The sequence below is a fragment of the Streptococcus sp. HMSC065H07 genome (assembly GCF_001837325.1).
Lineage (GTDB): Bacteria > Bacillota > Bacilli > Lactobacillales > Streptococcaceae > Streptococcus > Streptococcus salivarius_H.
This window is the reverse complement of sequence record NZ_KV832014.1, coordinates 1-13306: the sequence shown is the minus strand read 5'-3', so window position 1 is coordinate 13306 and position 13306 is coordinate 1. Positions and strand designations below refer to the sequence as shown.

The 13306-nt window shown below is 41.0% G+C and carries 14 protein-coding genes; 10 read left to right on the top strand and 4 right to left on the bottom strand.

Annotated elements, in window-relative coordinates:
• Positions 1-3: 3 nt before the first annotated feature.
• From HMPREF2637_RS00990 to HMPREF2637_RS00980, 3 genes are all read right to left on the bottom strand, one after another.
• Positions 4-525: a GNAT family N-acetyltransferase gene (locus tag HMPREF2637_RS00990; protein WP_021143570.1), complete on the bottom strand. Its 522-nt coding sequence runs from the start codon at positions 523-525 to the stop codon at positions 4-6.
• Positions 518-961 carry a tRNA (adenosine(37)-N6)-threonylcarbamoyltransferase complex ATPase subunit type 1 TsaE gene (gene tsaE / locus HMPREF2637_RS00985; protein ID WP_002889989.1) on the bottom strand — a complete coding sequence of 148 codons (444 nt, stop codon included), beginning with the start codon at positions 959-961 and terminating at the stop codon, positions 518-520. The genes HMPREF2637_RS00990 and tsaE overlap by 8 nt, the downstream gene beginning before the upstream one ends.
• 273 nt (positions 962-1234) lie before the next feature.
• Positions 1235-2656 (bottom strand): NCS2 family permease, encoded by a 1422-nt coding sequence (locus HMPREF2637_RS00980; RefSeq protein ID WP_002883789.1) that lies wholly within the window; start codon positions 2654-2656, stop codon positions 1235-1237.
• Between the two features lie 208 nt (positions 2657-2864).
• On the opposite strand from HMPREF2637_RS00980, the gene HMPREF2637_RS00975 reads away from it, so the two are divergent.
• Complete coding sequence (locus tag HMPREF2637_RS00975; RefSeq protein ID WP_014633589.1) at positions 2865-3677, top strand: Cof-type HAD-IIB family hydrolase; 813 nt, start codon at positions 2865-2867, stop codon at positions 3675-3677.
• 44 nt (positions 3678-3721) lie between these two features.
• Here the strand turns inward: HMPREF2637_RS00975 and HMPREF2637_RS00970 are convergent, their stop codons facing one another.
• Positions 3722-4453, bottom strand: coding sequence for a cyclase family protein (locus HMPREF2637_RS00970; protein WP_070838916.1), 732 nt, complete (start codon positions 4451-4453; stop codon positions 3722-3724).
• A gap of 378 nt (positions 4454-4831) precedes the next feature.
• On the opposite strand from HMPREF2637_RS00970, the gene HMPREF2637_RS00965 reads away from it, so the two are divergent.
• The 9 genes from HMPREF2637_RS00965 to serS all read left to right on the top strand — a co-directional run bounded on the left by HMPREF2637_RS00965 (position 4832) and on the right by serS (position 12994).
• Positions 4832-5839 carry a PTS sugar transporter subunit IIB gene (locus HMPREF2637_RS00965; protein WP_064524533.1) on the top strand — a complete coding sequence of 336 codons (1008 nt, stop codon included), beginning with the start codon at positions 4832-4834 and terminating at the stop codon, positions 5837-5839.
• Positions 5840-5856: 17 nt separating this feature from the next.
• Complete coding sequence (locus HMPREF2637_RS00960; RefSeq protein ID WP_021145048.1) at positions 5857-6657, top strand: PTS mannose/fructose/sorbose transporter subunit IIC; 801 nt, start codon at positions 5857-5859, stop codon at positions 6655-6657.
• Between the two features lie 15 nt (positions 6658-6672).
• Positions 6673-7587, top strand: a complete 915-nt coding sequence (locus tag HMPREF2637_RS00955) for a PTS system mannose/fructose/sorbose family transporter subunit IID (RefSeq protein WP_060973177.1) — start codon at positions 6673-6675, stop codon at positions 7585-7587.
• A 12-nt stretch (positions 7588-7599) separates the two neighbouring features.
• Complete coding sequence (locus HMPREF2637_RS00950; protein ID WP_021145046.1) at positions 7600-7986, top strand: DUF956 family protein; 387 nt, start codon at positions 7600-7602, stop codon at positions 7984-7986.
• A 265-nt stretch (positions 7987-8251) separates the two neighbouring features.
• The gene (locus tag HMPREF2637_RS00945) at positions 8252-9244 is read left to right on the top strand and encodes a PTS sugar transporter subunit IIB (RefSeq protein WP_064524531.1); all 993 of its coding nucleotides are present in this window, start codon (positions 8252-8254) and stop codon (positions 9242-9244) included.
• A gap of 67 nt (positions 9245-9311) precedes the next feature.
• Positions 9312-10127, top strand: coding sequence for a PTS mannose/fructose/sorbose transporter subunit IIC (locus HMPREF2637_RS00940; RefSeq protein ID WP_048790689.1), 816 nt, complete (start codon positions 9312-9314; stop codon positions 10125-10127).
• A 14-nt stretch (positions 10128-10141) separates the two neighbouring features.
• Complete coding sequence (locus HMPREF2637_RS00935; protein WP_014633591.1) at positions 10142-11053, top strand: PTS system mannose/fructose/sorbose family transporter subunit IID; 912 nt, start codon at positions 10142-10144, stop codon at positions 11051-11053.
• Positions 11054-11132: 79 nt separating this feature from the next.
• Positions 11133-11507, top strand: coding sequence for a DUF956 family protein (locus HMPREF2637_RS00930; protein ID WP_002883765.1), 375 nt, complete (start codon positions 11133-11135; stop codon positions 11505-11507).
• A 209-nt stretch (positions 11508-11716) separates the two neighbouring features.
• Entirely contained in the window at positions 11717-12994 is a 1278-nt protein-coding gene (gene serS, locus HMPREF2637_RS00925; protein WP_064524529.1) for a serine--tRNA ligase, read from the top strand.
• The last annotated feature ends 312 nt before the right edge of the window (positions 12995-13306 follow it).

Genomic DNA, 13306 nt, shown 5'->3' with positions numbered 1-13306 from the left:
TTCCTAATCTATGAGTTTAGCCATAAGGTAAACATCTAGAAATTCTCCATTTTTAGTTCTTGCACCACGTTTCTTAGTGCCTTCAATGTCAAATCCGAATTTTTGATAGAGATGAACCGCCCGTTTATTACGTGCTTGAACCGTCAACTCTAAGCGGCGGATAGTTGGTGTATGATCTGCCCAGTCAATCATTGTTTCCATAAGAAACTGGCCAACACCATTCCCCCAGTAGGGTTTAGAAACCGCAATAAATACGTCGCCAATATGACTGGTCTTAGTATCTTGATCAGAGGTAACATTACAAACACCAATGACCTCATGACCCAATTTCGCCACCAAACAAATCTCATTAAGCCTATGCTGATGACTTTCAATATAAGTGGCTAACTGTTCAGCACTCAGTATAGAACTTCTATCATCTTGTGCTAGAAAATCCGATTCCAAGGCTACAGTCTCTAGTAAACGAGCTAGAGAGGCAGCATCCTCTCTTTGAGCTTCCTCAATGACTAATTCTTGCTCAGCCATTTATCATTTCCTCCTGAATCTCCTTACTTCTAGGACCGAAAGATTCAAAAAGCAACTGACGTCCATCTCCATGATGAGATATCGAAATTAGGAGATAATCCCCTAACAGACTCTCATCTAGGAGCTCACCCCACTCGATGATTGTCACACCTTCACCATACAGAAAATCATCTAAATCAATAGAATCTGGATCATCACCAATGCGGTAGACATCTAAATGATAGAGTGGCAGTCGCCCCTCATACTCCCTTACAATAGTATACGTTGGACTCTTTATCATCTGTGAAATATCCAAACCTTTGGCAATTCCCTTAGTCAAGGTCGTTTTGCCAGCTCCCAGATCCCCTGAGAGAACAATTATATCTCCAGAATCGAGCAGTCGACCTAGCTTTTGGCCGATACTAATCAATTCTTCTTCATTTTGACTGTAAATCATGTTTTCATTATATCAAAAAATAAAAATATGGACTAGAATCCACTGTAAAAATACAGTAGAAACTTATAAATATTGAATCATTTAAGTAAGAAGTTAAGATATGTATTTTAATCTTCAATTTATTTTAACCACATCAATCACTCATAGATTAGAAATCGTTTTGTAAAACTTACTATAGATTTGAAAGTTAATCAAAAAAACTCTCTCACATTCCCCAGATAAAATCGCAAAAGAAAAAGCCTGACAAATATACAGACTTTTAACTTTCAAGCTTTAGAACACAGCCATACTGATGAAGTTAAGGATAAACAAGATATCCAAAATCCACATAATAAAGTGGACATCCTTAGCTTGACCTTTGACGATTTTGACCAAAGTATAAGTAAGGAAACCAGCTGCGATACCATAGGTAATACTATATGAGAATCCCATGAAAATAGAAGTGAAGAAGGCAGGAATAGCTTCAGACAAGTCTTCCCAATCGACACTCTTAAGGTTAGAGAGCATCATAACACCTACAATAATAAGAATAGGCGCTGTTGCCGCATTTGGAACGATTGACACCACTGGACTAAAGAAACTAGAAATGGCAAAGAGTACAGCAACCACAAGAGCTGTCAAACCAGTACGTCCACCAGCACCAATACCTGCTGCAGATTCAACGTAAGTTGTAACGTTTGAAGTCCCTGCAATGGCACCAATACTTGTACCAACAAGGTCAGAGTAAAGAGCACGGTCAAGAGCTTTTGATTCGTTGTTATCACCTGTTGAAGCAATGATACCAACCTTCTCACCAGTACCGATTAAGGTACCGATAGTATCGAAGATATCAGTCAATGAGAAGGCAAGGATAGCCATAAAGACACCAGGCAAACGAGAAACGTCTGCAAAGAGTGATCCCAATCCCTTAGATCCAAGCGCTGCACCAAAGACCTGACCAAGATCTTTAATAGATGATGTCAAGCTAGCTGCGTGCCAATCGATGCTTCCAAGATCAACGACACCAGCAAAAATAGCAATGATAGTCGTTACGAGGATTGAAAGAAGAACTCCACCACGAATACCTTTAACAATAAAGAAAATCGCAATCGCAAGACCAATCAAACCTACAATTACAGTTGGATTATTGAAGGCAACCAAACCTGGTGTAGCTGACGATGAAGCTGTAATTGACGCCTTGGCCATGTCAGCACCTTTACCTGCTACAGTGTAGGTATGTGGATTAATTGAGAATTTCAAGAAACCAGCATTTTTAATCCCAACATAGGCAAGGAAAACACCGATACCTGCTGAAATAGCAGATTTGAGAGCTGTTGGAATAGACTCAATAATCATCTTACGTACTTTAGTTACCGTGATGATCAATGAAATAACACCACATAGAAAGACCATTGCTAAGGCCTCTTGCCAAGTGTAACCCAAAGAAAAGACCACTGTGTAGGTGAAGAAGGCATTAAGCCCCATACCAGGCGCTTGAGCGTATGGTAGGTTAGCATAAAATGCCATCATCAATGTCCCTGCAACCGCACCAATAATTGTTGCTAAGAAAACACCTTGTGCAGGCATTCCTGTTTGGGCCAACATCGCTGGGTTAACAAAGAGGATGTAAGACATGGCAAAGAAAGTTGTCAATCCGGCAGTCACTTCTGTGCGGACATCAGTACCATGTTCTTTCAATTTGAAAAACTTTTCCATGAAAGTTTAGACTCCTTAATAAAAAATATTGTCAAAATCCGAATAATTTCGGAACATTCTCATGTAGAATGCAACATTACTATTCTACATGAAATCATTTGACGGTGCAAGGTTTATTTCCTGAGACTTTTCTTATGAAAAACCGAACGTTCTTAGAAAGCTCTTTCTTAATCACCAACAAAGGACAGATTTTTGCTATAATAGGAACATGACAAAAAAATTGATTGCACTAGATCTTGATGGAACGTTATTACGCCCAGATGGAACTATTTCAGAATTTACACAAAAAACGATTAAAGACGTACAAAACAAAGGACACCAAGTCGTTATTGCTACAGGTCGTCCTTATCGTATGGCTATTGACCATTACAAAACACTAGGGTTAGAAACACCACTCATCACCTTCAACGGCTCTTTGACCAATCTTCCAGACCAAGACTGGGCTTATGAGCATTCGGTTAAATTAGATAAGAAATATCTGATTAGCCTCTTACAACGCCATGATGAATTAGAGATGGATTTTCTGGCTAGTGAATATCGAAAACACTTCTATATCACTATGAATCACCCAGAGCGTATTCAACCACAACTCTTTGGTGTTGATAAAATTATTGAGGCTATGCGTTTAGAACCAACTAAAATCACGCGCAACCCTAACGCTCTCCTTATGCAAACTCGCCATGAAGATAAGTACCAACTAGCCGATGACATCAAGAAAGACTTCAAGGAAGAAATTGAAGTTGATTCTTGGGGTGGCCCACTTAATATTTTGGAATTTTCGCCTAAAGGTATTAACAAGGCCTACGCCCTGAACTACTTACTTAAGGCCATGCGTAAATCAACGGATGATTTGATTGCTTTTGGTGACGAACACAATGACACAGAGATGTTGGAACTTGCTAAAACTGGTTATGCCATGAAGAATGCTAGCTCTGTCCTTCTTCCCCACGCTAACGAACAAATTGAGTGGACTAATGAAGAGGATGGCGTTGCTCGCAAACTTCAAGAACTCTTTTTATAAACAAGAAAAGACACTGAAAATTTCTTCGGTGTCTTTTGTTCTGATTAAGGTAAAATAGCCACTGCACGCACTGGGGAACCTGTCGCCTTGTCCCAGTGAGGAAATGCAATTGAAATCAAAGCACCAACGGCTGGAACTTGATCCAATTGGTTCAAGACTTCTACCTGATAAATGTTTTGTTCCAAGAGGTAGTATTCGTTAACCAAGCCATGTTCTGCTGCTGGAATACCAGCATCTGTATCAAAAGTCTCATGACCGACAGCCTTAACATGGCGTTCATGAATCAAGAATTCTAGAGCTTCGCGGCTCCAACCTGGACTTTGCTGAACCCCATTTTCATCAAGGTTGCGCATAGCATCTTGATCTGGCCAACGCTTCGACCAATCACTACGAAAAGCGACAAAGGCCCCTTCAACAATTCGTCCATGTTCTGCTTCAAAGTCTAAGATATCTTGTTTGCTCAAGACAAAGTTTGGACTCGCAGCAACTTCTTTAGACTTGTCGATAACATAGAGTGGTAAAAGAAGATCTTTGAGGGCAATCTCATCCAACCAACGACCACCTTCTACAAAGTGAATCGGTGCATCAATATGCGTTCCGTATTGACCAACCACTGTAAATTTTTGAACATGGAAACCATCTTTTAATGTGAAAAGGTCTTCTTGTTTCAAAGCTGGGAGAGCTGGAAAGTGTGGACTTTCCGCATTAATTTTGTGGGTCAAGTCAACCCATTTCTTAGATTGCAATTCATTATAAATACTTAGTAAATCTGACATAAGGAGGTCCTCTTTTCTTATAGATTTAACCTTAAATAGTTAATTGAAGAAATTATAGCAGCCATTGCTAGCTATTACAAGCATTTATCTCATTTTTTCTTAATCCCATTTCTTCTAGTTAGATATAGCTTCAAACTATATCTAGCTCCTTTTGTCTGAAAAGAAAGTATATTTGCGATAATTTGATATTTTTTTCAATTTTATGACACTTTTATTACGAAAAGCATTGACAAATCTATGATAACGTTTTACAATTAGATTGTTCTAATTTTCGAGGGACTAAAAAAATATTGTTGTCATTTTCATGTCATGAATGATAATACCAATAATCATTTTTCTATTCCTAAGAAGCAATATATAAAAGGAGGAAGAACACTAATGGGTATCGGTATTATTATTGCTAGCCATGGTAAATTCGCTGAAGGTATTCACCAATCAGGTTCTATGATTTTTGGTGAACAAGAGAAAGTTCAAGTGGTTACTTTCATGCCAAATGAAGGTCCTGACGACTTGTACGCTCACTTCAAAGATGCCATCGCTCAATTTGACGCTGACGACGAAATTCTTGTCCTTGCAGACCTTTGGTCTGGGTCACCATTTAACCAGGCAAGCCGTATCAAGGAAGAAAATCCTGATCGCAAGATGGTTATCGTGACAGGACTCAACTTGCCAATGCTTATCCAAGCATATACGGAACGTATGGTAGCTCCTGATGCTGGGGTTGAAGAGATTGTCGCTAACATTTATAAGGAAACAAAAGAAGGCGTTAAAGTCCTTCCAGAAGGCCTTATTCCTGAAGAAGACACTAAACCAGCCGACGCTAAGCCTTCTGTTCCTAAAGGTAGCATTCCTGAAGGAACCGTTCTTGGTGATGGAAAAATCAAATACGTTTTGGCTCGTGTTGACACACGTCTCCTCCACGGTCAGGTTGCGACTGGTTGGACTCACTCAACTCACCCAGACCGTATCATCGTTGTTTCAGACACTGTTTGTCATGATAAACTTCGTACAAACATGATTAAACAAGCCGCTCCATCTGGTGTTCAAGTTCACGTTATCCCAATTAAAAACATGGTTAAAGCAAACAATGACCCACGTTTTGGTGATACACGTGCTATGCTTCTCTTTGAATCTGTTGAAGATGCTCTTGCTGCTGTTAAAGCAGGTGTTGATGTTAAAGAAATCAACCTTGGTTCTTCAGCTTATAAAGAAGGAAAAGTCAACGTTACTAAAGCTCTTTCATTTGACCAAACAGATGTGGATGCTATCAAAGAGTTGCAATCATTGGGTGTCAAATTTGACGTTCGTGGGGTACCAAGTGATAGCCCAGCAAACGTTGATACCTTGATTAAGTCAGCTGAAACTAAATTAGCAGAGAAGAAATAATTTTGGAGGATGCATAAATGAGTTTAGTACAAATTATTTTAGTCGTAATTGTTGCTTTCATCATCGGTTGTAGCTCAGTTAACGACCAAATCGAAACATACCAACCAGTTGTGGCTTGTTCCCTTATCGGTCTTGTTACTGGTCATCTCGAACTCGGCGTAATGTTGGGTGGTAGCTTACAGTTGATCACTATGGGATGGGCTAACGTTGGTGCTGCCATGGCACCAGATGCCTCACTTGCCGCTGTAGCTTCTACAATCATCCTTATCTTGGGTGGTCAAGGAGCTAAAGGAATTGGTCCAGCCATCGCCCTTGCGGTTCCTTTGGCTGTTGCCGGTCTTGCCTTGACAATGTTTGTCCGTACTGCAACTGTCTTCATCGCTCACATTATGGATAGTCGTGCTGAAGATGCTGATATCGCTGGTATTGAAAGATGGCACTTTATCGGTATGTCCCTCCAAGGTCTCCGTGTTGCTATCCCTGCCCTCCTCTTGTTATTGATTCCTGCACACCTTGTACAATCTGGTCTTGAATCTATGCCTGAATGGTTAACATCAGGTATGACAATCGGTGGTGGTATGGTTGTAGCCGTTGGTTATGCCATGGTTATCAACATGATGTCTAGTCGCGAAGTTTGGCCATTCTTCTTCCTTGGTTTTGCTTTGGCTGCCCTCAAAGAATTGACCTTGATTAGCTTGGGTATCATCGGCCTCTGTCTTGCCGTTATGTACCTTGCACTTGAAGCTAGTGGTTCAAATGGTTCTTCAAATGATGGAGGATCAGGTGATCCCCTCGGTGAAATTCTGGAAGACTTTTAATTAGGAGGAAAGAAAATGGCTGATTCAAAAATTAAATTAACAAAAGCAGATCGTTTCAAAGCTTTCTTGCGCTCATACTTCCTTTTAGCTTCATTCAACTATGAACGTATGCAAAATGGTGGTGTGGCTTACACCCTTATTCCTGCAATCAAAAAACTTTATCAAACAAAAGAAGAACGTGTAGCTGCTCTTAAACGTCACTTGGAATTCTTCAATACACAACCTTTCATGGCTAACCCAATCTTTGGGGTTACACTTGCCTTGGAAGAAGAACGTGCCAACGGTGCTGACATCGATGATGCCGCTATCTCAGGGGTTAAGGTTGGTATGATGGGACCTCTTGCAGGTGCCGGTGACCCTCTCTTCTGGTTTACCCTTCGCCCAATCTTCCTTTCATTAGGAGCAGGTTTGGCTGTTTCAGGTAACATCTTGGGACCTATCGTCTTCTTCGTACTTTGGAATGCTATGGTCGCTGCTGTTAAATGGTACACTCAAGAGTTCGGTTATAGAGCTGGTGCTGCGATTACAGACGACGTATCTGGTAACCTTCTTCAACAAGTAACTCGTGGCGCATCAATGATGGGGATGTTCGTTATCGGTTCTCTTATCCAACGTTGGGTAAGTATCACCTTCACACCAGTTGTCTCAACTGTTAAACAACAAGAAGGTGCTTATATCGATTGGGATAAACTTCCAAAAGGTATTGCCGGTGTTAAAGAAGCCTTCCATCAACAAGCTGCTGGTCGCTCTCTTGACGCTAACAAGGTAACAACCTTGCAAGACAACTTGAACCAATTGATTCCTGGTCTTGCTGCCCTTGGTTTGACTTTCCTCTGCATGTACCTTCTTAAGAGAAAAGTTTCTCCAATCGTTATCATTTTGGGTATCTTTGTTCTAGCTATTGTACTCCACATTATTGGTCTACTCTAATCGGAGCAAGGTATGGTTAAATCGCTCAATACCGAAATGGCTCACACATCTAAGGGAACTTGGTTTCGTGAAGGGCCTATTTACGGAAATATCATGGTCGGTGATAAGGCCTTCGAATTTTACAATGATACGAAGTTACAAGACTACGTTCAAATTCCTTGGGATGAAATCACTTATGTGATTGCCGATGTCTACTTCGGTGGTAAGTTCATCCCACGTTTTGAAATCCGTACTAAGCAAAATGGACGTTTCCGTTTTGCCAGTCGAAAAAGCCGAATAACTTTGAAAGAAATTCAAAAAAGAATTCCTCGAGAAAGTTTAAGAAAAGCACCTAGCTTCATCGTTGTTCTCAAACAAGGCTTTAAGAATCTTTTCCGACTCATTGTCAAGAAGAAATAATCTCCGAGTATTATAAAAAGATTGTCCAATCTAATGGTTGGGCAATCTTTTTATAATGTTTTGCTCATTTTTGAAAGAAATTGACTTCTTTTGAAATTTTTTCTCACTAGCTATTGACATCTGCGTGAAAGCGTTTTACAATATAATTGTTCTTGATTTCTTATGTTTAAAAAGATTGAGAGACGCTTTTTTTAGCGTCTTGATAAAAATCGGAGATAGTCTTTTTAAGCCTAGGAAAAAATAATTTATAAGGAGGAGAACACGAATGGGTATCGGTATTATTATTGCCAGCCATGGTAAGTTCGCTGAAGGAATCCACCAATCAGGCTCTATGATTTTTGGAGACCAAGAGAAAGTTCAAGTCGTAACTTTCATGCCAAGTGAAGGTCCTGATGACTTGTACGCTCACTTCAACGACGCCATTGCACAATTCGATGCTGATGATGAAATTCTTGTTTTGGCTGACCTTTGGTCTGGTTCACCATTTAACCAAGCTAGCCGAATTGCTGGAGAAAATCCAGATCGCAAGATTGCTATCATCACAGGACTTAACTTGCCAATGCTAATCCAAGCATACACTGAACGTATGATGGATGCTAACGCTACTGCAGAGCAAGTTGCTGCTAATATCATCAAGGAAGCTAAGGGTGGTATCAAAGCACTTCCAGAGGAGCTTAATCCAGTTGAGGAAACAACAGCAGCTCCTGTAGAAGCTGCTGCACCTCAAGGAGCTATCCCAGAAGGGACAGTTATCGGAGATGGTAAACTCAAGATTAACTTGGCACGTTTGGACACACGTCTCTTGCATGGTCAGGTAGCAACTAACTGGACACCTGCTTCTAAAGCAGACCGTATCATTGTTGCTTCAGATGACGTTGCTAAAGATGAGCTTCGTAAAGAATTGATCAAACAAGCAGCACCAAATGGGGTTAAAGCAAACGTTGTTCCAATTCAAAAATTGATTGATGCTTCTAAGGACCCTCGCTTTGGTAACACACACGCGCTTATCTTGTTCGAAACTGTTCAAGACGCACTTCGTGCTATCGAAGGTGGCGTGCCAATCAAAGAACTTAACGTTGGTTCTATGGCTCACTCAACTGGTAAAACAATGGTTAACAACGTTTTGTCTATGGACAAAGACGATGTTGCTTGCTTCGAAAAATTGCGTGACCTTGGCGTTGAATTCGACGTCCGTAAGGTACCAAATGATTCTAAGAAAGATTTGTTCGACCTTATCAAAAAAGCTAACGTTCAATAACCTTCATTCGGATAAATTAGTTGATAATCTCAGCTAATCACAACTCAATAGAAAAGGAATTATTACCATGTCAGATATGTCAATTATTTCTGCAATTTTGGTCGTAGTTGTTGCCTTCCTTGCTGGTCTTGAAGGTATCCTTGACCAATTCCAATTCCACCAACCACTTGTTGCATGTACCCTCATCGGTGCTGCTACAGGTAACCTCACTGCAGGTATCATGCTTGGTGGTTCTCTTCAAATGATTGCCCTTGCTTGGGCTAATATCGGTGCCGCTGTCGCTCCTGACGCTGCCCTTGCCTCTGTTGCTGCTGCCATTATTTTGGTTAAAGGTGGTAACTTCACAACTGAAGGTATCGGTGTTGCGACTGCAACAGCTATCCCACTTGCGGTTGCCGGTCTCTTCCTAACTATGCTTGTTCGTACAGCATCTGTTGCCCTTGTTCACGCTGCAGATAAAGCAGCAGAAAGCGGAAACATCGCTGGTGTTGAACGTGCACACTACCTCGCCCTCCTTCTTCAAGGTTTGCGTATCGCTGTGCCAGCTGCCCTTCTTCTTGCTATCCCAGCAGAATCTGTTCAACATGCCCTTGGATTGATGCCTGACTGGCTCAACCACGGTATGGTTGTCGGTGGTGGTATGGTCGTAGCCGTTGGTTACGCCATGGTTATCAACATGATGGCAACTCGTGAAGTTTGGCCATTCTTCGCCATCGGTTTTGCTTTTGCTGCTATTAGCCAATTGACACTTATCGCTCTTGGTGCTATCGGTGTCGCTATTGCCTTCATCTACCTCAACCTTTCTAAACAAGGTGGCGGAAATGGTGGCGGAACTTCAACTGGTTCAGGCGACCCAATCGGCGATATCTTGGAAGACTACTAGGAAGGGGTGCTCTCATGGCTGAAAAAATTCAATTATCTCAAGCGGATCGTAAAAAGGTTTGGTGGCGCTCACAATTCTTGCAAGGTTCATGGAACTATGAACGTATGCAAAACTTGGGTTGGGCTTACTCACTCATTCCTGCTATCAAAAAACTCTACACTAACAAAGAAGACCAAGCCGCAGCTCTTAAACGTCACTTGGAATTCTTCAATACCCACCCTTACGTAGCTGCTCCTATCATGGGTGTTACCTTGGCTCTTGAAGAAGAAAAAGCTAACGGTACTGACATCGAAGATGCTGCTATCCAAGGGGTTAAAATCGGTATGATGGGACCTCTTGCCGGTATCGGTGACCCTGTTTTCTGGTTCACAGTTCGTCCTATCCTTGGTGCCCTTGGTGCATCATTGGCACAAGCTGGTAACATCGCTGGTCCACTTATCTTCTTCATCGGTTGGAACCTTATCCGTATGGCCTTCTTGTGGTACACTCAAGAACTTGGTTACAAAGCAGGTTCAGAAATCACTAAAGACATGTCTGGTGGTATCTTGAAAGATATTACTAAAGGGGCATCAATCCTTGGTATGTTCATCTTGGCTGTCCTTGTTGAACGTTGGGTTTCTATCGTCTTCACTGTAAACCTTCCAGGTAAAGTTTTGTCTAAAGGTGCCTATATCGAATGGCCTAAAGGCAATGTTAGCGGTGACCAACTTAAGACTATCCTCGGCCAAGTTAATGACAAACTTAGCTTCGATAAGATTCAAGTGGATACCCTCCAAAAACAATTGGATTCATTGATTCCAGGTTTGATGGGACTTCTCCTTACTTTTGCATGTATGTGGTTGCTTAAGAAGAAAGTTTCACCAATCACAATTATCATTGGACTCTTTGTAGTTGGTATCATTGCAAGCTTCTTCGGAATTATGTAAAAAAGAGTAAGAGTTTAGCAAAGCTGAACTCTTTTCTTATGCTATAATAAAGGTACTACAATCAAAAAGCGAGATAGATATGGCACAATCACTAAACAAAACAGTTGAATTGCATACAACAGGCGTTTCCTACATGGCTATCGGAGGGAAAGTCGGCAAATTTCTAATCGGAGATGTGGCTCTTGAATTCTACCCAGATGTCAATGTCGAGCAATACATTCAAATTCCATGGACTAGCATCACTCAAATCGGTGCGAATGTCTCAGGAAAGAGAATTAGTCGCCACTTTGAAGTGTTGACAGACAAGAGCAAATTCCTCTTTGCTTCTAAAGATTCTGGGAAGATTCTAAAAATTGCTAGGGAACACCTTGGCAATGAAAAAGTCGTCAAGCTACCAACTCTCATTCAAACTATTGGGGCTCGACTCAAAGGTTTATTTGCCAAAAAATCATAATTTTTGTATAATATAACAGACGGATAAGTACTAGCTAGACCCTTACAGAAAGCCTGCGGTTGCTGCGAGCAGGTAGGGTTAACCTACGAAATTCTACCGTTTCTAATAATTAAAAACATAAACAAGTGCACTCCTGTGAAGTTGGATGGAACCGTGGCCTATGTCACTCCAACACTTTCACTGGAGTGTTTTACTTTTTGGAGGAACTTATGTTAGATGTAAAACGTATTCGTAACGACTTCGATGCCCTTGCCGAAAAATTGGCTACACGTGGTGTTGCTGCTGAAACTTTAAATGAACTTAAAGAGCTTGATGTTAAACGTCGTGAACTTCTTATCAAATCTGAAGAACTCAAAGCTCAACGTAACATTGCTTCAGATGGTATCGCTCAAGCTAAGCGTAACAAAGAAGATGCTTCCGAACAAATCGCAGCAATGCAAAAAGTCTCTGCAGAAATTAAGGAAATTGATGCAGAACTTGCTGCTATCGATGAAAAGCTTAATGCCATCGTTGTGACACTTCCAAACACACCAAATGACTCTGTTCCAGTAGGTGCTGACGAAGACGAAAACGTAGAAGTTCGTCGTTGGGGAACACCTCGTGACTTTGATTTTGAAGTTAAAGCACACTGGGATCTTGGGGAAGACCTTGGTATCCTAGATTGGGAACGTGGTGCTAAAGTCACTGGTTCTCGCTTCCTTTTCTACAAAGGACTTGGGGCAAAATTGGAACGTGCGATCTACAACTTCATGTTGGATGAGCACGCTAAAGAAGGTTACACTGAGATGATCACACCTTACATGGTTAACCACGACTCAATGTTCGGTACTGGTCAATATCCAAAATTCAAGGAAGATACTTTCGAGCTTGACGGTACTGACTACGTCCTTATCCCAACGGCTGAAGTTCCTTTGACAAACTACTACCGTGGTGAAATCCTTGACGGTAAAGAATTGCCAATCTACTTCACAGCTATGAGCCCTTCATTCCGTTCAGAAGCTGGTTCAGCTGGTCGTGATACACGTGGTTTGATTCGTCTTCACCAATTCCATAAGGTTGAAATGGTCAAATTCTCAAAACCTGAAGACTCTTATGATGAATTGGAAAAAATGGTAGTTAACGCTGAAAACATTCTTCAAAAACTTAACTTGCCATACCGTGTCATCACTTTGTGTACTGGCGATATGGGATTCTCAGCTGCGAAAACTTACGACTTGGAAGTTTGGATTCCAGCACAAAACACTTACCGCGAAATTTCTTCATGTTCAAACACAGAAGATTTCCAAGCCCGTCGTGCACAAATCCGATACCGTGACGAAGCCGATGGTAAGGTAAAACTTCTTCACACTCTTAACGGTTCAGGACTTGCTGTTGGACGTACAGTAGCCGCTATCCTTGAAAACTACCAAAACGAAGATGGTTCAGTAACTATCCCTGAAGTTCTTCGCCCTTACATGGGTGGTGCTGAAGTGATTTCACCAAAATAACAAGGAAACTCCATTCACATCTAAACTACACCCCAAAGGTTAGACAAAAAAATCTAACTTTTAGGGTGTTTTATTATGAAATTAACTAAGGATAAAAACAGAAATTTTCGAGAATCGGTAACAGAGTTTTCTTTAGACATTTTTCTAAAGATTACTAAGCATTCTCATTCAACTTACTAATACCACTTACCCTTTTGAACAAGCTTTTAAAGATTATATTGATTATTACAACAAACACAGTAAGGGAAAACTAAAACATACTAAGATTAGTAGTGAGAAAATCTCCGACGGGAGAAAGTACTCACTACTTTT

Coding starts and splice junctions, on each gene's coding strand:
- HMPREF2637_RS00990 (WP_021143570.1), bottom strand. CDS start 525: ATGGCTGAGCAAGAATTAGTCATTGAGGAAGCTCAAAGAGAGGATGCT.
- tsaE (WP_002889989.1), bottom strand. CDS start 961: ATGATTTACAGTCAAAATGAAGAAGAATTGATTAGTATCGGCCAAAAG.
- HMPREF2637_RS00980 (WP_002883789.1), bottom strand. CDS start 2,656: ATGGAAAAGTTTTTCAAATTGAAAGAACATGGTACTGATGTCCGCACA.
- HMPREF2637_RS00975 (WP_014633589.1), top strand. CDS start 2,865: ATGACAAAAAAATTGATTGCACTAGATCTTGATGGAACGTTATTACGC.
- HMPREF2637_RS00970 (WP_070838916.1), bottom strand. CDS start 4,453: ATGTCAGATTTACTAAGTATTTATAATGAATTGCAATCTAAGAAATGG.
- HMPREF2637_RS00965 (WP_064524533.1), top strand. CDS start 4,832: ATGGGTATCGGTATTATTATTGCTAGCCATGGTAAATTCGCTGAAGGT.
- HMPREF2637_RS00960 (WP_021145048.1), top strand. CDS start 5,857: ATGAGTTTAGTACAAATTATTTTAGTCGTAATTGTTGCTTTCATCATC.
- HMPREF2637_RS00955 (WP_060973177.1), top strand. CDS start 6,673: ATGGCTGATTCAAAAATTAAATTAACAAAAGCAGATCGTTTCAAAGCT.
- HMPREF2637_RS00950 (WP_021145046.1), top strand. CDS start 7,600: ATGGTTAAATCGCTCAATACCGAAATGGCTCACACATCTAAGGGAACT.
- HMPREF2637_RS00945 (WP_064524531.1), top strand. CDS start 8,252: ATGGGTATCGGTATTATTATTGCCAGCCATGGTAAGTTCGCTGAAGGA.
- HMPREF2637_RS00940 (WP_048790689.1), top strand. CDS start 9,312: ATGTCAGATATGTCAATTATTTCTGCAATTTTGGTCGTAGTTGTTGCC.
- HMPREF2637_RS00935 (WP_014633591.1), top strand. CDS start 10,142: ATGGCTGAAAAAATTCAATTATCTCAAGCGGATCGTAAAAAGGTTTGG.
- HMPREF2637_RS00930 (WP_002883765.1), top strand. CDS start 11,133: ATGGCACAATCACTAAACAAAACAGTTGAATTGCATACAACAGGCGTT.
- serS (WP_064524529.1), top strand. CDS start 11,717: ATGTTAGATGTAAAACGTATTCGTAACGACTTCGATGCCCTTGCCGAA.